We start from the raw sequence: 20,080 nt of genomic DNA on the forward strand, positions 1-20,080 counted from the left end.
CAGAAATGACGTATTCCCAGCTAGTTAGACCTCATCGGGATAAAGAGCCTATGAAGATCATCATTGTTCCAGATATTATCTTGGATGATGTTCTCGAGAGCCTCAAACTAGTCATGGGATGTAGAGCTTACGCAGAAAAATACGGTAATTTCCCAGATGAAACACACGTCTACATTGTTTGTAGAGGAGAAAAGGAACTCGATATCGCGTCAAAGATTGTAAAATCTGTTTTTGATCGTCATCCTATCATAAAGGAGATCTTTGGTGTAGAAATATGAGTGTCCTTGACCTCAGTCTTCTAGAGAAACATCTGGTTGATGCCACGAAGTCATCAATGATATTCAGAGACCCTGATGGCGAGATCGAGGGTCATTTAAAGAGCCTTGGTCTTGAGGTTACTAGGAAGAGTAATTACATTATATTAGATCTAAAGAGTACTCCGCCCAGTCTTCTCGAAGAGCTACAGAAACTCAGGATCAAGTTGTATAGATTCGAGGCAGCGATCAAGAAGAATATGGGTACTGCCAGCCAGACCAGACAGCAGACGGCTACACCTGACGGCAGACAGCAGGTGGAGACGGCAGTAGTCATAGATAAGCCAAATACCCGCCCTAGGAACGCTAGAGAGGGTCTTATGAACAAGAGGCTCCTATACGAAATACTCTTATCATATATGAAGGGATATGAGGACTCGATACTAACTAGCCTTCAGAGCTTCTTGCTAAGCAACAACAAGGATGCAAGAGTAAAGACAACAATAAGGTTGCCCAAGAGCATGTATGAGACATTAAAGAGCCTCATCAACGCTGTCAATAAGAAGTATAGGAAGAGCGGCGTAAACCTAACCTTTAATGATCTGGTTGAGATAACAGCGCCTTTCTGGATAAATATCCTACGGATACTGGCGTCAGAACCTGCTGGCAGTACTCCCGAACCCAGAGGGGCCCCAACTCTACTGCCGTCAGATGGCGCCGTCAGACGTCAGTAGCGAGTATACAGTAGAGATATCTCTATTACTGCCGTCAGCACAGGATAGCAGTAGGTTACCAGAAAACTGGTGTCAGAAACTGGTATCTGGTGCTAGATAATGGGTAAATTATGTAGTGTTTCAAGTAAAATTGAGGAAGTTCTTCTTGCTCTTTATGAAAAGCCTTTATCAAGAGTCGAGTTAAGGGATAAACTAGGACTTGGGGCACAAACAGTAACTAATATAGCTAAATGGCTTGTCGAGAAAGGTCTTGTAAACGAGGTAGTCGAAGGCAGGAAAGTAAAACTAGTACTCACGGAGAAAGGCAAAAAACTAGCCGAGTATGTGAAGGCTATAGAAGAGCTCATAACATAAGTTCTCTTCTCAGATCATCAAGGCTTAGCTCTCTAAGATGTGCTTTTAGTTTACGCCATTTCTGTTTAGCTTCTTCTAGTGTTTTAGAGTTTTCAAAGACCTCGTCATCTATAAGCTCTAGCAGCCTCAAAATTTCTGCTTCCGTACAAGTCATACACTGTTTCCCTCCTTTGTTATGTGTCTCGTGGCTGGATGTATAATGATCAGGGGTATATTTGTTTTTCAATATGTAAATACTGGTAGTTTCGGGGTAGCGGGTTCCATTGGGTTATTAGCTTGGGAGACAAAGTAGTTCTTGGTGGTTGATCGTGACTGAGGCTTTAACTACTGAGAAAACTACCATCATTGTAGATGGTGCCGCAATTTTGCCGTTAAGGTTTGTAGTTAAGCGGATCAAAGACAAACTCTATGTATACCTTCAAGGTAGGGAGAACGGAAAAGTCGTAACAAAATACATTGGTCCATTGGATAGGATAGCAGAGTTCTATTTGAGGGCGAAATCAGAAGGATGGTGCGGGGGGTGGGATTTGAACCCACGCAGGCCTACGCCATCGGGTCCTGAGCCCGACCCCTTTGACCAGGCTCGGGCACCCCCGCACCCGACTGTATCATAGTTATTCTTCATCCTCTTATTTTATGTTTTAATATCTTTTCCGAGAATGAGATTACTAAGAACAGTCGTGTCTGTGATAAGAGGTGTTTTAATGGATTACGGCTATATTGCTTATTTGTTAATATTGATTGGTATTATCCTCATAGCTGTAGAGATTGTTACGCCTGGCTTCTTTATAGCTATTCCAGGTACTATTGCAATAATATACGGGTTTGTAATATTGTTGTTTCCATGGATTCTGGAGACCTGGTGGGGGCCCTGGATTTTACTGCTCCTAGTGTTTCCAATAGGCTACATAACTTACACAATCTATAGAAGATTATCACCACCGGCATCACCAGTTACAGAAAGCTATGAGGGGTTAATAGGCAAGACAGGTATTGTTGTTGAGACCGTTAAACCCGATAGTCTTGAAGGGAAGGTGAAGATAGGCAGCGACATATGGTCTGCTACATCAGATCGAGTAATCCCTAAGGGAGAGAAAGTTATTGTTGTTAATGTCGAGGGAGTCCATCTTATAGTTAAGCCTATTGATAAGGAGACAAAATCTTTTTCTAAAAAACAATAAATAAGTACATCCCAGGAGGGATTATTATGGATCCTGCTAGCCTATTGTTGTCATTATTTATGGCAATAATAATAGTGATAATTTTCGCCAAGGGAATAGTTGTTATAAGACCATGGGAAGTGGGTATCTACATAAGACTAGGGAAATTCGTTGGAATACTGAGACCAGGTGTGCACTGGGTACCCCCATTTATAAGCCGTGTGGATCGTATGGATTTGAGAACCCAGGTGGTTGATGTACCGCGTCAAGACGTGATAACGCGTGATAACTCGCCTGTAACGGTAGACGCTATCGTATACTTTAGGGTTGTTGATCCTAAGAAAGCCTATTTTGAAGTAACTGACTACAGACAGGCAATAATTTCTTTGGCACAAACAACACTACGTAGTGTTATAGGCGACATGGAGCTCGATGAAATACTGTATAACCGTGCTGCAATAAACGCTAAACTAAGACAAATACTCGACGAAGCAACCGACAAGTGGGGTGTTCGTGTAGAAACTGTTGAGATAAGAGAAGTAGAGCCTAGCCCCACAGTGAAGAGGGCTATGGAGGAACAGACAAGTGCAGAAAGAGAACGTAGAGCAGCAATACTACGTGCTGACGGAGAGAAGAGAGCAGCAATACTGAAAGCAGAGGGAGAAAAGACTGCACAGATACTACGTGCTGAAGGTGAGCGTATAGCCGCTATATTGAGGGCCGAAGGAGAGAGACTTGCCACAATACTAAAAGCACAAGGTGAAGCACAAAGACTGAGAATACTTGCTCTTGGAGCAGCAAGCTTACATAGCCACGCATTAACAGCCATGAGCCTTAATACACTCGAGAAGATGGCTGATGGAAAAGCAACTAAGATAGTCATACCATTCGAAGTCTCTAAACTCATAGAAGGGATATCAGCATACGTAGGGAAGGGGGTACGTGAACCGCAGGTAAGCGAGGTCGACATAGAAAAACTATTAAAGCTGATAGGAAAGCCCGAGAAAGTACTAGGCTCCATACCAAGTTATGAAGAGCTTACAGCAGAAGTAAGACAAGCACTAGAAGAAGCAAGAAAAACCAAACTAAGACCAGCCGAGCTAGCCAAAGAAGCTGATGAACTTCTCAAACAAATAGAAAAAGAAGAAAAGAAATAACACTCTTTTTCTACCTAAACAATTATTTCTATTTCTACATACCACTATCAGACATTTACTATTCACGTAATTGGTTCATAGTGAAGAAATAGGGGAGTGAGTGGCGCCGGGGGCGGGATTCGAACCCGCGCGCCCCCCGTGGGGGCAGTGGGTCTCCCTAGCCTCGACGAGCCGGAAATAGGTCTCGAGCCCACCCCCTTGGGCCGCTCGGGCACCCCGGCGCTCCTAGTGGTTTCCTTCATTAATCATTTAATTTTAGTATTTGTCTTATATACTCATCTATTTCCCTACCTATCTCACTAGATCTCTTGTATGTTTCCTCAATAGTTTTCATTAATGCTGCTTTAACGCCCTCTGATTCCAGTGTCATGAGACCCCTTATTGTTGTACCTGCTGGTGTTACTACCTCATCCCTAATTTCCAGTGGATGATGACTAGTGTTCTTAAGCAACAAAGCTGTCCCCTCAAGTACGTCAAGTATACTCTTGTATGCTAGTTCTCTCGGCATACCACACGCTACTGCACCAAGTACTAAAGCATCTATAATTTCCGTGATGAAGGCTGGTGCGCTTCCTGCCAAAGCAGTCCATATATCAAGGAATTCCTCGGGAACCCAGTAAACACTACCCATACACTTAAAAACTTCTTCAACAATCCTATGATGACCACAATCTTCCTCATGAGAAGCTATTGCCGTCGAAGACTTACCAACAATAACATTTATGTTAGGCATTGCCCTATACAATTTAGCCCCTTTAAGCACTTTCTTGAGTGTAGCGAGTCTTACACCAGCCATAATAGAGATTACTATTTTACCTTCCCAATGCTCCTTATCAACTTGCTGAGCAACAGCAGGAAAATGGTGGGGTTTAACAGCTAATATAATCAAATCAGATTCTTTGACCACGTAGTTGTTATCCCTATAAGCGATAGCTCCTAATCGTCTAGCGTTCTCGAGAGTGGTCTCACGTCTCCCTGTAGCATAAACCTTGATGTCAGGAAAGCATTTCTTCAAGGAAATAATAATAGCTGAGCCTATACGCCCGGCGCCAATTACAGCAATAGCATTAATGTTGTTTAACACCAAATTCTCTAAACCCCTGTCAAGTTAGGTTGTTTTATAACTATATTGAAGTTGTTAAAAAACCATGTCTATATAGGAGACATGGTTTTTAAGTAAAGAGAACTGGTGCGGCGGCCGGGATTTGAACCCGGGATCTCCGGCGTGGCAGGCCGGCGTCCTAGTCCAGGCTAGACGACCGCCGCAACTCCAGGTTTTAGTTGAAATAAGATTTGGGGTTAAATATTTTCCTTATCTAGCTTGTATGTTTTGCTATTTTGCTTCTACAACTTTCTTTTCTTCTTTTTCTTCCACCTTCTTGGTTATTTCAGCTATCTTCTTTGCTCTTCTTGAGAGTTCTCGTAGTATATCATTCTTGGATATTATGCTGACTAGTTTCCTGTCTTCACTTAATACTGGTATACCATTGAGATCAGCTTCTTTCATCATATCTATTGCTTTAGCAACCAACGTATCTGGTGTTATATACTTTCTATAGGGCACCATAGCATCCATTGCCAGTAGTGGAGTGATCTTGACATATCTACCTTTGCGTGCTGCTCCTTTCACGAGTTTACGAACCCAGATCAATCTTCTTGACTTAGTGCCTGTCACTGCATCCTCGTATGCGACAAATATTAGTCTGTTTGCCGAAACGACTCCAAGCACATTGCTTCCATCATATACTGTTACTGCATCAAGGAACAATGTCTTCATTTTATTCACTACATGGTAGAGACTATGGAATGGATTAACACACGCCATTTTTCCTGGATATATTATGTTTTCAGCAAGAATATCTGTTAGGAGGCGCCTAGCTGCTTCTATAATGTTGTCCTTAGTTATAAACCCAATAATTTCTCCCTTATCATCTACTACAAACGCTATTTCTGCCTCATTGGATACGAGTTGTAGAGCAACATCCTCGATTGGTGTGTCAGGCTTGACTCTTGGGATATTCCTAGTCATTATATAGTCTATGAAGTACCTGTCTTTTGGTCTACGTCTCCATAACGGTCCTTTGAGTCCTAGCGCATGTAACATATTCCATTTAGTGACAACACCTACTATATCGCCTTTCTCATCGACTACAAGTAGGTAGTCTGTTTTCTTTCTGAGCATTTCTTTCCTAGCATGCTCAACAGTATCGTTTATTGTGATCGCGGGTAATTCTTCCACTAAAACATCCTCAGCTTTAATACCAGCATAGACTGGTTTCACTAATGGTTTTGCTGAAAGCACTTCAGTTAATAGCCGTTCTTTAGTAACGTAAGCAATTCTTTCTTCTCTAGCAACAGGTACTGGTATAACGCGTGCAATCGGCACTGGTACTCTACCAGGCTTTGCTCCTTCAATGTATGCCCTAACTATGTCCTCATATGTGACTACACCAATGAGCTTACCTTCATCATTAATCACAGGAACTAGTGGTATATCATGCTCGGCCATGACTTTAGCAACCATTTCAACAGGCATATCTTGTGTCGCAACCAGGACTCCTCTCAGCATTATACGCTGGACTTTAGCTGGAGTCGTTATGTGTTGCTCACTTTCGCGATGGAATAACCATCGCCCACTTTTTATAAACTCCTTGTATGTCACTAGACCCATAGGAATAGGTTCTTCAAGACTTCTAACGACGACAACGCCCGGCTGTCCATGGAATACTATTCTACTCCATACTCTATTTACACGGTCCTTCCAGGAAACCATGTACTTCTCTAGGTCCTTTGTAGTCATTATTTCTGCAACAGACTCAGCAAGAGGTCTATAACCTGTTTTTATTAAGTATGAAAGCATGTCGTTGTATGAGACAACGCCGAGCAATCTATTGTCTTCTTTACTATGTACTACTGGTGCACCGATTACCTTGTGTTCTCTGAATAATCTAAAAGCGTCACCTATATCGTCTTCAGCAGTTAGAATAGGGTGTTCACGTAACGCATCTCTTACACGAATACTGGTATGATGCGAAGTAGGCATAATTAATTCTATAGGCGTTAGGAAGCCAAGCACCTTCTCCTCAGTAATGGACTTAACAACAGGGATAATTTCCTCGCCATACTTCCTGGCTTCAGCCCTGACAACAGTAAGCGGTATTGATAGATCATAGAGTACTAGCCTAGGTCTTCTAGCAACATCCCAAATCCTCAAAATACTTCACCCCATTATATACGCCACATTTTCCTCATATGTGATACAAACTAGAGTGAAATAATATAAAACTATGGTTAATCTCATCATCTTAAAATTATATAAACCACCGCTATAATTAATTAGGCTGGGTTCCCACTGAAGAAAAAGAGAAGCCGCCGTAGTATAGCCCGGTCAAGTATGCGGGCCTTTCGAGCCCGTGACCCGGGTTCAAATCCCGGCGGCGGCATACGTCCTTAATTCCTCTATTATATCATCCTCATTTTCATTCATTTTATTCACCAAGACATGGGCCAACATAGGTAAATCTTGTTTATAGCCTGTATAACAATACGGTAGGATAGTTGGCAGAACAATTTTAGTTCAGAAACGACACAGCAGACAAAAATCTACACTAAGTTGTTTTATGAAAAATAATTTGTTGAGCTTAAGAGACCATTTCACCTGGTGCAACAGTTATTTCTTCTCTTCTACGTCCCAAGCCCCATGCGGCTATTACAAGTATAATTATTATAATCATTGTTACCAGATGTAGTTTAATGTTTCCTATAACTTCTTTTTTGATAAGCTCTCCACCATACTCATTGTCCTGTTGCGCATAAGCAATACCAATGACTCCTAGTGCAATTATTATTACCAAGACAAGCCATATAATAGCTGCTTTGTCACGGTGGCCAGGTTCTATCGTGTATTTAACTGACAAAACAACCACCAATAAGTATAATTCTATTAGAGTTGTATATAAACTTTAACATAACATTTGAGGTAATGAAGAAAAATTTTTTTGCTAGGAAAGAGACAAAACTAGTAGTACTTGCATTTTATAAATGCTAATGGTGGGCTTGTCGTGCCCGGTATTATGGATACCATAATTGAATGGATCAACATTATTGATGGTCTTGTATGGGGCCTACCAATGATAATAATCCTGGTATCAACAGGCCTCACGATCAGTATTCTTGGTGGCTTCTTCCAGATCAGGAAATTTGGTCTTGCTGTAAAGAATATGGCTTGGAAAGGTAAGAAAGGTGCTGGAGAAGTTCATCCCTTCAAGATCTGGGCTATGGTAATGGGTGCAACTATTGGTGTAGGAAACATTGCTGGTGCTTCTACAGCTGTTAGATTGGGTGGTCCTGGAGCCGTCTTCTGGATGTGGGTCTGTGGTATTCTAGGTATGGGCCTGAAAGCCGCCGAGGTTACTCTAGGTGTTTGGTCTAGAAGAGTTAAGCCTGATGGCACTATAGAGGGGGGTACCGCATACTACATTAGGCGAGTACCCAAGATAGGTCCTGCTCTCGCTATTCTCTTCGCACTCTTTGCTTGGATTGCTGCCTTCGGTATAGGTAACATGGTCCAAGCCAACAACGTTGCCTTGGGTGCAGAGTATATCGCTAGAGCTTACGAATTCGATGTGTATACAGCTAGACTTATCGCAGGAATACTAATGTTCATCGCAACAGCATTGGTAGTCATTGGCGGTCTAAAGAGAATCGCTGAAGTAGCAAACTACCTAGTTCCCTTCATGGCAGCATGGTACATTATATTCGGTCTCGGACTATGGGCAATGTTTGCCTACAACTTACCAAAGACAATAAGCCTGATACTAACAGGAGCATTCACCCCACTAGCTGTCGGTGGAGGTATAACAGGCTGGACAGTATACCAGGCAATAAGATACGGATTTGCAAGAGGACTCTTCTCAAACGAAGCAGGTCTAGGTAGTGCTCCAAACGCATATGCCTATGCTGAATCAGACCACCCAGGCAGACAAGGATTCTATGGCGTCTTCGAAGTGTTTATGGACACACTAGTAATATGTACAATCACCGTCATAGCTGACATAACTACTGAAGCATATATCGCAATGAGCCCTGAAGGCAAATTCTATAGTGGAGCAGCCCTAGCTATGGAGGCTTTCTATAGAGGCTATGGAGTCTGGTCAGCTGTAATCCTAGGTATAGCTCTAGGACTGTTTGCCTACACAACAATTCTAACATGGGAGTTCTATGGAGAAGTGAACTGGAAATACTTCTGGGTTAAGACACTAAGACTGCCAGAAAAGCCTATGGTATGGATCTGGAGAGTCATATGGATAATACCATTGATACCAGCTGCAATTGCTGGAGAACTCTTCGAAACATTCTGGACATTCTCCGACATGGCAAACGGCTTGATGGCAATACCTAACCTAATAGCCGTGGTATACTTTGCACCAGTAGCACTAGCATTACTCAAAGACTTCTACACAAGACACTGGTATGAAGCAGAGAAAGCTGCTACATCAACAGGTGCAGTAACACAATTAAAGTTATTCATTAAAGACTTCTTGAGATCAATAGTCACTCCAACATACACACTGATAACAGAAAGAAAAGAATACATCTAAGGCAATCAAAAATACTGGCAATACCATATTATTTTTTCAAAAACATTGCTACAAACTATCTTTGCTCTTTTATAATCTTGAGCCTATAGAGAATAATAGCCAGTAGTGCTGTTGATGGGAGACCCAATGGTATTTCTTTAAATGTTGTCGCTTTACCATACTCAAGTTCTTGCTTCGTGAAATCAGTATCACCACCATTAATAGTTATCGCTACATCGCCATTAGTATTAAAGATCTCATCAATAAGCATCTCATTACCTCTACTGGTAACCATATAATTATCTTTTATACCAAGAACATCAATAATATCCTTTAACTCGGGCAGTACTATTAACGGCTTATTGAGCTTATAAGATAGTTTATTTACTTCAGGTACACCTATTTGAGCCGCTGCTCCGATAGGTTTAACTATTACTGGGATAACGTTATCATCAAATGCATAAGCTGTTTTCACGAATTCAATAACTTTATGAACACTCGACACATTATATAGTATTACAAAAAGCTTCCCCATGTTATATATCACCTGAATCCAGTTTTCTCGCAACTTCCAAGGCTACAGCCTTAGCTAAAGGTACAGGAACGGCCTCACCCACCTGGTTATACTGTTCATCTCGTCCCCCGAGGAATACAAAACTATCGGGAAATCCCATTAATCTTGCCTGTTCTCTAACTGTTAGAAATCTATCATAAAACGGATGTATAAATCTAGAACTACCGAGAACAGTTGGAGCAATCTTATTGGGGTCAAGTCTTATCAAGTTAGGCAATCTCCTCTTAGCACCCTCATAATAGATAAGGGCTTGACCCCACTTAAGCCTAGAAATCCTTCTCAGTTTTCTATCAGATAAAGGAGGTATTTCATGATTAGGTAAATGGCCTCCTTCAGGAGGAAGACCTTTCAGAGCCTCCTTTACAGTTATATACTTACCTAAACGAGGCGGCGATATCTTAATGTTAGATATAAATACTCTAAGCCTATGACTAGGTGTTCCATAATCTTCTGCTTTAAGCACATTGAAATATATGTGACTATATCCTGCTTGTCTGAATTCTCTTCTCAGGGCTTTTTCAAGACCATCATCCATAATAGCCGGCACATTCTCCATGACGAATACGCGTGGTTTTATATCAGAGACTATTCTTATGAAGTGTAAAGTCAATTGCCCTATGGGGTCTTTGTATAATCTATCGAGAGGGTTTTTCTCTCTTCTAGGATTAGATCCTGTGAAGGGTTCGCATGGCGGACTCCCGATAACAACGTCGATATCCTCTCCTACGAGTTCTTGAATTAGCCTACCGCTAATGTCCTTTATATCCTCCGCTAGAACAAGTGTTTCAGGAAAATTCATCTTGTAAGTTTTGGCTGCAGCCGGCAAGTTATCTATAGCAAGCAAATGCTTGTACCTACCACTTAACTTAAATCCCAGAGAGAAACCCCCAGCCCCACAAAATAAGTCAATTATCTTGTATTTAGGCTTCATTTTTAGAGAGCACCAAACGAACGTAGAGTTTCCTCTATCTCATTAATACGTTTCCTAAGGATCTCAGCAGCCTTCGAGCCATCATATTCCTCAAGTAAGGCTCCACATCTAGGACAGATAAAATCGTATGCCATGGCTTCCTCTATAGTGTACCTTATTCCCTCTTGAGGGCAATAGAATAAGTCTTTACGATTCTCATACTCTAGTCTTATCTTGAGTTTCTCTAAAACACGTTTAAGTCTTGCTATGACAACTCCTTCTAGATTATCATAGTTAACATACCATCCATGCTGTCCTCTTTCCCTAGAGCTTGTTCTTCTAAACGAGATAAATCCTTCTTCAGCAAGTGCTTGTAGCAATTTTCTTGCTTCATTAGATTTAAAGCCGAGCTCTTTACCGATATTTTCTTCTGGAACAAAAGTTCCTTTTTCAACAAGATACATGAATACCTTTCTTGCTTTAGGCCCGTATATAGCTTCAATAAGCTTGGCAGCAACGTCTATTATATTCCGTTTACTCAATTCTCTTCACCTTCTTACCACGTGGAGACGGTTCTATTACTAGTCTAGCATTAGGGAATGTTAAATGTAATTCTCTTCCTTCATAGTATCTATCAAGGAATATGGCTAGGGCAGCTACTTCGGAGTGAGGTTGATGACCTATTGCAACATTATAGTCGGCTTCTTCATAGAAAAAACGTGGAACTTTCTCGGCACCAACAACCACAAGTATATCTCTATTCAAAGAACGTATTTCATCGATGACATCATCGATATGTATACCATACATAGTTAAATGGACAACCACACCCCCACGTTTTTTCCATTCGAGAGTATATTTGCGTGAATTAACCCCCATTACAATATCTAGTTTTCCTCCCCATAATTCAGTAACTTTTACAAGAGAATTATACACTGACTCATCAACAACATCACCTAGAACGAAACCGTGTGCACCAAATGCCCGTGCAACAAGACCTACATGTGTCGTTATTCTCTTGTCCCTACCAGGTCTATGCCCTATTCTTAAAACATATATCTTTGGCATCGTAATCAACCTTACAAAAACATACTTTAACACTTATTTGACTATTGTTTTTACAACTCTTGTAAGCATTTCCTCTGCAAGTTTATCAAGATTATAGCCTTTTAAAGCAGAAATTGGAACAACAGGCGTGTCTTCACCAACACTTTTCTTCACAGAATCAATAATTTCGTGTAAATCGTTTGTGTGTATCTTATCTATTTTATTAATAGCTATTATGATGGGTTTTCCATGAACACCTATACTGGAGAGGATTTTCCTCGACTCATTCAGCTCCATAATAATGTTTTGTAAACCCCTAGAGGCATCTAGTATTAAAACTATTAGTTCAGAGTCTATAATCTCTTCAAGAGTGGCGTAAAATGCTTCAATTATTTCTGGTGGTATATCACGTATGAACCCTACTGTATCAACCAATACAATCTTCTCTCCGTTAATCTCAATAGCACTTGCCTTGGGCGAGAGTGTAGTAAAAGGTTCAGGTCCTACAGGCTTCATGTTATTAGTGAAGTAATTAAATAGCGTAGTCTTACCAGCACAAGTATACCCCACTAGAGCCACATGAGGAAGACCGAGTTTTCTCCTGTGTGCTCTTCGTAGACTTCTTAGAGAACGTTGTTTCTCAAGTTCACGCATAATTCGTGCTATCCGTGATTTCGCCATTCTATAGTATTTGTCTACAGCATAACGTCCACCGCCAAGAAATCCAGGTAGTTCACCGAGCTTCATGTGTCTTATAACTTCCCTTATGAGGGGGAGTTCATGTTTCAATCTAGCTAACTCGATCTGTAGTCTAGCTTCCTTACTACCAGCGTGCTCAGCGAAAATTTTAAGAATAAGTTGTACTCGGTCAATAATTTCTTTCCTAAGCTCTCTATAGAGATTGATAGTATATCTCGGCTTAAGCTTGTCCAGTATGACAAGGACATCATAAGTATCCGTGTTTTTCAGTTCCTCTAGTCTTGTATATGGTATGTAGTACTGTCTATTAGGTTTCTTGACAAGAAAGTAGTCATGAATATCATATAAAGTCTTAACTAAGGTAAGTTCTTCCTCAAGATACTCTTTGTACTTAGCCGGAATAGCTACGATTGCTCTCGCCATGACTTTGCTCCGGAAAGAAACTATTTCTTACTACTTTTTATCTTTATTAGATCACCTATAGTGAAGTAATCTTCATCTCCTTTAAAACTAATATCGGTGCTTTCCTCAACAACAGGTTCAAGTAGCTTTATATGTAATACTTTCTCTAGTCTACGAGCAAGATCAATTGATGGTTTTAGTTTACCTGACTCAATTCTTTTAATAACATTCTCTTTTTCTCTAACTTTTTCTGCCAATACTTTTGTAGACCAGCCTAATCGTTGTCTGGCTTCTCTTATTCTCCTACCATAGTCTGGCACTATATCAAATTCTTCCTCGAGAAGTCTCTTAGGTATTCTAGCTCTAACCCATTTCTTTTCCCGTTCTCTATTCCTCGTTAATGAGCTAGCTCGGCTACTTTGTATTGGTTTTTGTTCAACAGCATGTTTTTGTTTAGCCAGCCTACTATAACAAGAAGGGCAAACCCTGAGCAGAGCGCCTTCAACAACAATAGTCTTACATAAACGCTCGTCTGGAATTTCTCTCCCACACATTTCACAGTAACAGGGCATTACTTAGCCACACTCCACGATATGATATTAGTAGGAACTATTTTTAGCCTTAGTTCAATCATACTACATAGGATAGGTGGTACATAGGTATGAGTAGCTCGGAGTCCAGTGGCTCTATTGAAACTAAGATGTCGTTGGAAGATTATATAAGGTTTCTAGAATCAAGGGTGAAGTATTTAGAGCTAGAAAAAGAAAAGCTGATTACTCAAGTAAAGTATTATAAGCACGAAATAGAAAAACTGTTGTCACCACCATTAATAGAAGCAATCGTATTAGAGATATTACCAGACGGGCGTGCTGTAGTAAAAAGCTCTACAGGACCAAATTTGATAGTGCAAGTGCTTGCAAATATTGACAAATCAAAACTGCTTCCAGGAACTCATGTCGCATTGAATCAACGTGGCTCAGCAATAGTTGAAGTACTTCCTGAAAGAGAAGACCCTTATGTAAGATCTATGGAAGTTATAGAGCGGCCCAATGTATCATTTAACGATATTGGCGGACTTAAAGAACAAATTAGAGAACTTAGAGAGGCTATTGAACTACCTCTTAAGCATCCAGAGCTTTTCGAAGAAATAGGCATAGAGCCTCCAAAGGGAGTGCTACTCTATGGACCTCCTGGTTGCGGCAAAACTCTTCTCGCAAAAGCTGTAGCACGCGAGGCAAATGCTACATTCATTAGCATCGTTGGCAGCGAACTAGTACAGAAATTCATAGGAGAAGGCGCAAGAATAGTTAGAGAAGTATTCAAGCTCGCTCGAAGAAAAGCTCCATCAATAGTATTTATAGACGAAATCGATGCAATAGCTGCAAAAAGACTCGACATAGGCACTAGTGGAGAAAGAGAAGTACAAAGAACACTCATGCAACTTCTAGCTGAATTAGACGGGTTCCGTCCTCTCGATAAAGTAAAGGTGATAGCGGCAACTAACAGAATAGACATACTTGACCCAGCTATATTGAGGCCAGGCAGGTTTGACAGATTAATTGAGGTGCCTTTGCCTGATTATGAGGCACGTATAGAGATATTCAAGGTACACACGAGAAAGATGAAGCTAGATGAAGACGTAGACATTAGTTTGCTAGCGAAACTAACAGAAGGAGCTACAGGCGCCGAAATAAAAGCCATATGTACTGAAGCAGGATACAATGCCCTAAGGAGTAATAGAAGAAAAGTAAAGATGGAGGACTTCATAAACGCCATTAAGAAGATTAAATCGAAGAGCGATATACGCAGATTCGGTGTTGAACTCAAGAAAGATAACAATCTATTCCAATAACGAGGACCGAAATAATGCTGCAGGGAAAAATAACAAAACCGTCACCCGAAGAAATAGAGGACTTACGTGCAATAGCATCTTTTCAATTTAGGGGTGTTGGTAAGAAATTCATTCCAGAAAACATACTAGTCATAAGATCTCCTAGGACTTATAGAATTAGGGCCATCCTACTCGAAGGAAAAGTCATTGCAACAATTAGGGCAAGTGATTATAGATTATTATTGAGAATCCATGGCGGAATAAGGTTAAACAATATCTTAGAAAAACCTTTTCTACGTGTAATGGTATCAAACAAATACGCTCAATTCATAGCTGAGGGAGGTAACGTATTTGCTCCACATATAGTATTCATGGATCCTAGCATAAAACCTCATGACGAAGTTCTCGTTGTAGACGAAGACTGGAACTTATTGGCTGTAGGGAAAGCGCTTCTCCCCGGCTGGATAGCTACACTATTTAGCCGGGGAGAAGTAATACGTGTAAGAGAAAGTATCAGGAGTGTGGAAGAATAGTGCGCCGTGTAAGTATTGTATTGAAAAAAGATGTAGACCCCGAGGAACTAAGGAATGCCGTATTCATAACAGGCTTTGCAGGATTTGGTTTAGTAGGATACTTAACTTCAAGACATATCGCATATGCCCTTAAGATGAAGAGAATAGGGTTTATAAGAACACGCTATGTCCCAGAAACAACATTTTACACCAAGAGCTCTGGCCTAATATTCCCGTTTGAAATATATTACTCGAACATCAATAACAAGAAACTCATTGTACTCGTAAACCATGGATTCCCTCATGCACGAGAAAGAACAGACTATGCTGAAACAGTAATCAGTTGGCTTAAGAAGATATACGTTTCAGAAGTAATCCTCGTAGGAGGCCTTGATCCTTCAGTTAAAGAGGATCCCAATGAGAAATATCGATGGATCCCGTTGGGCGGTACTAAGCGTTCACTCAATGCACCAATATTAGAAGAAAGACATGTTGTTGGGCCACTAGCTCTTACAATGATGTTTGCTGAAATAGAAAGCATTCCTGGCGTAGCAATATTCCCCTACGCTGAACCCTATAGAGCCGACCCGCGTGCTACTGCCATAGCAGTTAATATAATATCAGAAATCACGGGAATACCCATTGACGTATCTGAATTATATAAAGAAGCAAAAATCATAGAAGAACTTGAAAGCAAAGAAAAAGAATTAGTTAAGAAGGTTTACGAAGCTGAAACTGGTGAGAAACAGCACCCGATGTACATGTAGTCACAATTTCTATAACATTTACACCTTTAACATACAATTTATTACGTAGTTCTTCAGCAAACTTTTTGGTCCATAATATATCGTCTACAACAATTATTTCTACAGTACTATAGTTATTCTTTATAATGTATTCTGCAGCTATACTTGCAGCATACTTACAGAGCCTTTCATCATCAACGTATCTCGGTTCTTCATGCTGGAATACAGGATAAGTCTCTGTCAGGTTCCATGGTATTAATCCTAAAAATAAATTATAAAACATCTTATCCTTGTTTTCTAAATTACTTATCTTCTTTACAAAATCCTGCGCCCTATAGGGCTTCTCTACCGCAGGAATAAGCACTATTTCATTATACCTTCTAGGAAACCATTTCTTTATATTATCAATAAATAAACCCACTTTAGGATTATATATAGTGTCGTAATCATAGAATAGCATTGCTGAAACAGAGCCTTTGGATAATGGTGTATATTTTGCAAGTAATTTTTCAGAGTATTTCTTTAAGACGTTAAATGCATCACGAAGACTTGGATGCGACTTAGATCTCTCTTCAATAAGCTCCCATAGCCTGCCTTCTTTAATAGCTTGCTTCACTGTATCAATCTCCCTTTTTAACATGAAGAGATTATGCATAGCAAGCAATTTCACTCTATCCCTGGGATTTCTTTCTAGCAAGTCCTTGGGAGTATATCGACTACATACGGGACATGAACAAGGGAAATATTCTAGTTCTTCAAGTCTTTTTGTTCCACCTTCAATCATGTACCTGTTGTCTCTAGCATAGAGTATGTACGATGCAGAATCAAATAAATCAGCTCCTAAAGCGACAAGAAATGGTATTATCATTGGATGCCCTACACCAAACACGTGGAGAGGTCTATGAGGTGGTAGATGCATGCGTGCTAGCGCGACTAGCTCAATTAAACTAGAATATTCATATCTTTCCAACAAAACAGTAGGGCTACCGAGCGCATGAATATGATAGGGGAGTTTCCAAGCCATAATACTTGATTTAACTACAAGATCCCTGTATGGTGCTCCCTGTATGGGAAATACCCATAGCGTAGAACTCTCTTGAATTATCGGTAATGCCTCCCAGGCTCTTTTATATGTTTCATTTACTGCTTCGAGTGCCTGTTTATAATCCATGTTAGCCCCAGTTGGAATATCCAAGATAACGCCTATGTCAACATTTATCTCTTTTTGGAAACTAACAATGGTCTTGTTAGTTACTTCTACATCACCGTATTCAAGTACCTGGTATCCACCTGAATCAGTCATTATTGGCTTGTTCCAGCGGAGATACTCATGTATATCTTTAGCCCTTCCTCTACTTCTTCTATAGTACAGGTAAGCATTTGTGATTATAGCATTGAAGCCTATCTTGTTAACTGTATCTAGCTCTACTTCTTGACGTATAGGATCTATTACTGGAAAGAGATATGGTGTTTCAAATACTCCTGACTTCGTCTTCAATCTTCCTATTCTTGCAGCCAAGTCAATATCTTTGATCTCGTAGTATGTCAATACGTCATTAACCCTGGAGCTTACTTTTCCTCATATCAATATATCTTTGATAGACCTCATAGATCGTTTGTGCCATCGCACCTGTTCCTTCAACACCCTTTTCTGTGACTTTTATCCTCCCATATACTATCACAGCTCCTGCTTCTGGAACAACTTTAACAGCATCTTGCCTTAGATGTAGTTCTTTAACGAGATACTCGGCAAATTCATTTGGATCAAATAATGGTTCTTCAGTTATCATTATTTCAGAAATAGACTCTCCTTTGATTAATATCTTGGGATATTTCTTGCCAGTGGTATCACTTGCTGAGGCCAACATTATATTAATTGACGGATGATCAAACCCTATTAAGATCCCCTCATATTTCTTGCCATTGGTTAAGACAACAGTTACTTTTTTGTCAAGCATTAGAAGCAATTCCGATATGAGTCTTCTTGTTGCATCAGCTACACTCATACAACCACCTCTAAACCCTTTAAGAACAGAAGGGATATTTGGAAATTACGGATACGGGAGAAAGAATAAATATTAGGCAGACATTTACCATCTTCAATGGAAATACATGTACTCACGATCATTGGGTGGAGGTAATTACGTATTGACATTGGTTATACAATGCACTGTAAAGAACAAAGAACCTCTGAGAATGCCTGGTGTTACAAGGAATTATTGTGAGGATAGTGATACTGAAGTAGTAATAGAGCTTCCTGAGAATATTTTCTCTCTAGAAAAGAACACCAAAACAGAAATCAACATAGGCATTGACAAGGAACAATGTATTAACGACTATGATTTTTGTGGTGTTGGTTATGTTGTATCGAAAACAAAAATAGAAACAGGAGAAGAAACTATTTCACGTGCTGTTATCTCGATAGGAGGGCTTTTATTAATTGTTAAGACAAAGAATGATGAGCTTTTAAAAGACATTAATGTTGTGGAGAAATATTATATCGGGATCAAGAAGTTGTCTAAATAACGTTTTATAAACGGCAAGTATAATCTATAGGGGGCGTATGATAAAACCGGAATATAGTAAAGATTTCATTAATGAATTTAATAACTATAATATCGGTACCTATCACTACAAATACATTAAAATAATGAAAGACGCTTATGCGAAAGAAGAAGAGATAAACAAAGAGATTAGCGAGTTAATGAAATTCATACATAATAGATCGAAAGAGAACAGTAATGTTATCTACGCTACTCTATCCTACGCGAGGAAAGGCAATTACGAGGGTTACATAGTTATTATCTCCAAGAGTGTTGAAGAACTCGAAAAAGAACGGGACATAATAAAAGGTTTTGTGAAAAGCAGGTTTAACCACCTAGAGATCCAGGAAACTGCTTCTCCCCGTAAAGGATTACAAATAATTCTTCCCATAAAGAAGTTATTTTTTCGAAGACAAATGAACATTTTGTTTATTAACCAGTACTTTGTTCGTTCTACAATAAAATATCCTGTTCAAAAAATAATAGTTAATATAAATCCACTGTCGAAAAAGATTATTCCATTGGGGAAACCAATTAACTCCGACTACACAGGATATATTGGTATAACTATAGACACGCTAATGCAGCATGTATTAGTACTTGGTGCAACAGGCAGCGGAAAGACAACAACTGTAGCAACTCTTATCAACAACTTGTATTATACACTAAATGATTTCAACAATGAAGTTAAGACGATAATCATTGATTGGCACGGCGAGTATAAAGAGTTAATTAGAAGGCACAAGTATATGCGACCAGGTATAGACATTGCTATAAATCCATTATCAGATACAAGTAAATCTATTATTGATTTAATGGATGTTTTCGAAGAAGTATTCGAACTAACAGAACCCCAATCCTACCTCTTATATAAGGTTCTTGAAAAGATTAAGGATACTACGTTTACGACAAGAAATCCTATAGATTATCTATTGACTAGCATTGAGAGTATCAACGAAAACAGTAATTGGATAAGAGAAGTAAAGATGGCATTACTAAGAAAAATTTCCGTATTAACTAGAGGAAGATACTTATTCAGTAAACATACAAGCATGGAAGATATCCTTGCCTTTAATAAGTCACCTATAATAGTAGATGTGAGCTTAATAAGCAACGTAATATTAAGAAAAACATATACACTATTGTTACTAAAAACAATCTTAGATTACCAAATAAGAAGTAGAAGGCAAAAACTGTTATTAATAATAGAGGAAGCTCATAACATCTTTCCAAGAAAATCTACATCAAGCTTCTTATCTAAACTCGTGGCAGAAGTAAGGAAATTTAAGATAGGTATAATATCAGTATCACAGTCTCCATCAAGTATATTTGAGGGCCTTATGAGTAACTCTGCAACAAAAATAATACACTCAATAAGATCGGAACAGGATCTCGAAACTATAAGAAAAATAACAAAAATCACATATGAGTATGAGAAAATACTTCCTGTCCTTAATCCTGGTGAGGCAATATTATATACAGTTGATTACAAGACTCCTGTACTCGTCAAAATTGAGCCATTCGGAGAAGGATAATATGTTAAAAAACTATATTATGCTATATTAAAGGACTAGAAAT

General features: G+C 39.6%; 23 protein-coding genes, 4 tRNA genes and 1 pseudogene. 13 read left to right on the forward strand and 15 right to left on the reverse strand.

The genetic code is table 11. The features are described 5' to 3' along the window. Positions 1-5 precede the first annotated feature (5 nt). The 3 genes from J4526_01525 to J4526_01535 all read left to right on the forward strand — a co-directional run bounded on the left by J4526_01525 (position 6) and on the right by J4526_01535 (position 1,342). The gene (locus J4526_01525) at positions 6-278 is read left to right on the forward strand and encodes a hypothetical protein (protein ID WFO75594.1); all 273 of its coding nucleotides are present in this window, start codon (positions 6-8) and stop codon (positions 276-278) included. Beyond that, entirely contained in the window at positions 275-988 is a 714-nt protein-coding gene (locus J4526_01530; GenBank protein WFO75595.1) for a hypothetical protein, read from the forward strand. Before J4526_01525 ends, J4526_01530 begins: the two co-directional genes overlap by 4 nt. Before the next feature lie 99 nt (positions 989-1,087). Next, positions 1,088-1,342 (forward strand): hypothetical protein, encoded by a 255-nt coding sequence (locus J4526_01535; GenBank protein WFO75596.1) that lies wholly within the window; start codon positions 1,088-1,090, stop codon positions 1,340-1,342. On the opposite strand, the gene J4526_01540 is transcribed toward J4526_01535, so the two are convergent. After that, positions 1,332-1,496 (reverse strand): hypothetical protein, encoded by a 165-nt coding sequence (locus J4526_01540; GenBank protein ID WFO75597.1) that lies wholly within the window; start codon positions 1,494-1,496, stop codon positions 1,332-1,334. The two genes, J4526_01535 and J4526_01540, sit on opposite strands and share 11 nt — an antisense overlap. Positions 1,497-1,644: 148 nt before the next feature. Here J4526_01540 and J4526_01545 point away from each other — a divergent pair. Continuing rightward, a pseudogene (locus J4526_01545) lies at positions 1,645-1,842 on the forward strand (putative integrase). A gap of 9 nt (positions 1,843-1,851) precedes the next feature. Here the strand turns inward: J4526_01545 and J4526_01550 are convergent. After that, positions 1,852-1,939 (reverse strand) — tRNA-Leu (locus tag J4526_01550). A 107-nt stretch (positions 1,940-2,046) separates the two neighbouring features. Between J4526_01550 and J4526_01555 the strand changes: the two genes are divergently transcribed. Both J4526_01555 and J4526_01560 read left to right on the forward strand, forming a co-directional pair. Then, positions 2,047-2,523: an NfeD family protein gene (locus tag J4526_01555; protein WFO75598.1), complete on the forward strand. Its 477-nt coding sequence runs from the start codon at positions 2,047-2,049 to the stop codon at positions 2,521-2,523. A gap of 26 nt (positions 2,524-2,549) precedes the next feature. Next, entirely contained in the window at positions 2,550-3,659 is a 1,110-nt protein-coding gene (locus tag J4526_01560) for an SPFH/Band 7/PHB domain protein (GenBank protein ID WFO75599.1), read from the forward strand. Positions 3,660-3,760: 101 nt separating this feature from the next. Here the strand turns inward: J4526_01560 and J4526_01565 are convergent. The 4 genes from J4526_01565 to J4526_01580 form a co-directional block, all read right to left on the reverse strand. Beyond that, positions 3,761-3,880 (reverse strand) — tRNA-Ser (locus J4526_01565). A gap of 20 nt (positions 3,881-3,900) precedes the next feature. Then, complete coding sequence (locus J4526_01570) at positions 3,901-4,722, reverse strand: pyrroline-5-carboxylate reductase (protein ID WFO76279.1); 822 nt, start codon at positions 4,720-4,722, stop codon at positions 3,901-3,903. Between the two features lie 124 nt (positions 4,723-4,846). After that, a tRNA-Gly gene (locus tag J4526_01575) sits at positions 4,847-4,925 on the reverse strand. Between the two features lie 67 nt (positions 4,926-4,992). Then, positions 4,993-6,873 (reverse strand): CBS domain-containing protein, encoded by a 1,881-nt coding sequence (locus J4526_01580; protein ID WFO75600.1) that lies wholly within the window; start codon positions 6,871-6,873, stop codon positions 4,993-4,995. A gap of 154 nt (positions 6,874-7,027) precedes the next feature. Between J4526_01580 and J4526_01585 the strand changes: the two genes are divergently transcribed. After that, positions 7,028-7,102 (forward strand) — tRNA-Glu (locus J4526_01585). A 198-nt stretch (positions 7,103-7,300) separates the two neighbouring features. On the opposite strand, the gene J4526_01590 is transcribed toward J4526_01585, so the two are convergent. Next, on the reverse strand, positions 7,301-7,576 hold the full coding sequence (locus tag J4526_01590; GenBank protein WFO75601.1) for a hypothetical protein: 276 nt from the start codon (positions 7,574-7,576) through the stop codon (positions 7,301-7,303). A gap of 156 nt (positions 7,577-7,732) precedes the next feature. Here J4526_01590 and J4526_01595 point away from each other — a divergent pair, with 156 nt between their 5' ends. Continuing rightward, complete coding sequence (locus J4526_01595) at positions 7,733-9,259, forward strand: sodium:alanine symporter family protein (GenBank protein ID WFO76280.1); 1,527 nt, start codon at positions 7,733-7,735, stop codon at positions 9,257-9,259. 55 nt (positions 9,260-9,314) lie between these two features. Here the strand turns inward: J4526_01595 and J4526_01600 are convergent, their stop codons facing one another. The 6 genes from J4526_01600 to J4526_01625 are packed head-to-tail and all read right to left on the reverse strand — an operon-like array spanning position 9,315 to position 13,442. Continuing rightward, positions 9,315-9,773 (reverse strand): recombinase RecB, encoded by a 459-nt coding sequence (locus J4526_01600; GenBank protein ID WFO75602.1) that lies wholly within the window; start codon positions 9,771-9,773, stop codon positions 9,315-9,317. 1 nt (position 9,774) lies between these two features. Next, positions 9,775-10,743, reverse strand: coding sequence for a DNA cytosine methyltransferase (locus J4526_01605; protein WFO75603.1), 969 nt, complete (start codon positions 10,741-10,743; stop codon positions 9,775-9,777). A gap of 2 nt (positions 10,744-10,745) precedes the next feature. Continuing rightward, entirely contained in the window at positions 10,746-11,264 is a 519-nt protein-coding gene (locus tag J4526_01610; protein WFO75604.1) for a transcription factor, read from the reverse strand. Beyond that, on the reverse strand, positions 11,257-11,790 hold the full coding sequence (locus J4526_01615) for a tRNA (cytidine(56)-2'-O)-methyltransferase (protein WFO75605.1): 534 nt from the start codon (positions 11,788-11,790) through the stop codon (positions 11,257-11,259). The genes J4526_01610 and J4526_01615 overlap by 8 nt, the downstream gene beginning before the upstream one ends. Before the next feature lie 33 nt (positions 11,791-11,823). Then, the gene (hflX, locus tag J4526_01620) at positions 11,824-12,891 is read right to left on the reverse strand and encodes a GTPase HflX (GenBank protein ID WFO75606.1); all 1,068 of its coding nucleotides are present in this window, start codon (positions 12,889-12,891) and stop codon (positions 11,824-11,826) included. Between the two features lie 20 nt (positions 12,892-12,911). Then, positions 12,912-13,442, reverse strand: a complete 531-nt coding sequence (locus J4526_01625; GenBank protein WFO75607.1) for a TIGR00270 family protein — start codon at positions 13,440-13,442, stop codon at positions 12,912-12,914. 89 nt (positions 13,443-13,531) lie between these two features. Between J4526_01625 and J4526_01630 the strand changes: the two genes are divergently transcribed. Genes J4526_01630 through J4526_01640 form a run of 3 tightly spaced genes read left to right on the forward strand, consistent with a single transcriptional unit; the run spans position 13,532 to position 15,980 of the window. Continuing rightward, positions 13,532-14,722 carry a proteasome-activating nucleotidase gene (locus J4526_01630; protein WFO75608.1) on the forward strand — a complete coding sequence of 397 codons (1,191 nt, stop codon included), beginning with the start codon at positions 13,532-13,534 and terminating at the stop codon, positions 14,720-14,722. 14 nt (positions 14,723-14,736) lie between these two features. Next, complete coding sequence (locus tag J4526_01635; protein WFO75609.1) at positions 14,737-15,234, forward strand: pseudouridine synthase; 498 nt, start codon at positions 14,737-14,739, stop codon at positions 15,232-15,234. Then, complete coding sequence (locus J4526_01640) at positions 15,231-15,980, forward strand: proteasome assembly chaperone family protein (GenBank protein WFO76281.1); 750 nt, start codon at positions 15,231-15,233, stop codon at positions 15,978-15,980. The genes J4526_01635 and J4526_01640 overlap by 4 nt, the downstream gene beginning before the upstream one ends. Here the strand turns inward: J4526_01640 and tgtA are convergent. Both tgtA and J4526_01650 read right to left on the reverse strand, forming a co-directional pair. After that, positions 15,925-17,508: a tRNA guanosine(15) transglycosylase TgtA gene (gene tgtA, locus J4526_01645; protein WFO75610.1), complete on the reverse strand. Its 1,584-nt coding sequence runs from the start codon at positions 17,506-17,508 to the stop codon at positions 15,925-15,927. The genes J4526_01640 and tgtA overlap by 56 nt on opposite strands. Before the next feature lie 7 nt (positions 17,509-17,515). Next, positions 17,516-17,965, reverse strand: coding sequence for an Lsm family RNA-binding protein (locus J4526_01650; GenBank protein ID WFO75611.1), 450 nt, complete (start codon positions 17,963-17,965; stop codon positions 17,516-17,518). Between the two features lie 142 nt (positions 17,966-18,107). Here J4526_01650 and J4526_01655 point away from each other — a divergent pair, with 142 nt between their 5' ends. Next, complete coding sequence (locus J4526_01655; protein WFO75612.1) at positions 18,108-18,485, forward strand: DNA-directed RNA polymerase subunit G; 378 nt, start codon at positions 18,108-18,110, stop codon at positions 18,483-18,485. A gap of 37 nt (positions 18,486-18,522) precedes the next feature. After that, positions 18,523-20,037, forward strand: coding sequence for a DUF87 domain-containing protein (locus J4526_01660; protein ID WFO75613.1), 1,515 nt, complete (start codon positions 18,523-18,525; stop codon positions 20,035-20,037). Positions 20,038-20,080: the final 43 nt, after the last annotated feature.

The organism is Desulfurococcaceae archaeon MEX13E-LK6-19, assembly GCA_029637525.1.
Taxonomy (GTDB): domain Archaea; phylum Thermoproteota; class Thermoprotei_A; order Sulfolobales; family Desulfurococcaceae; genus MEX13ELK6-19.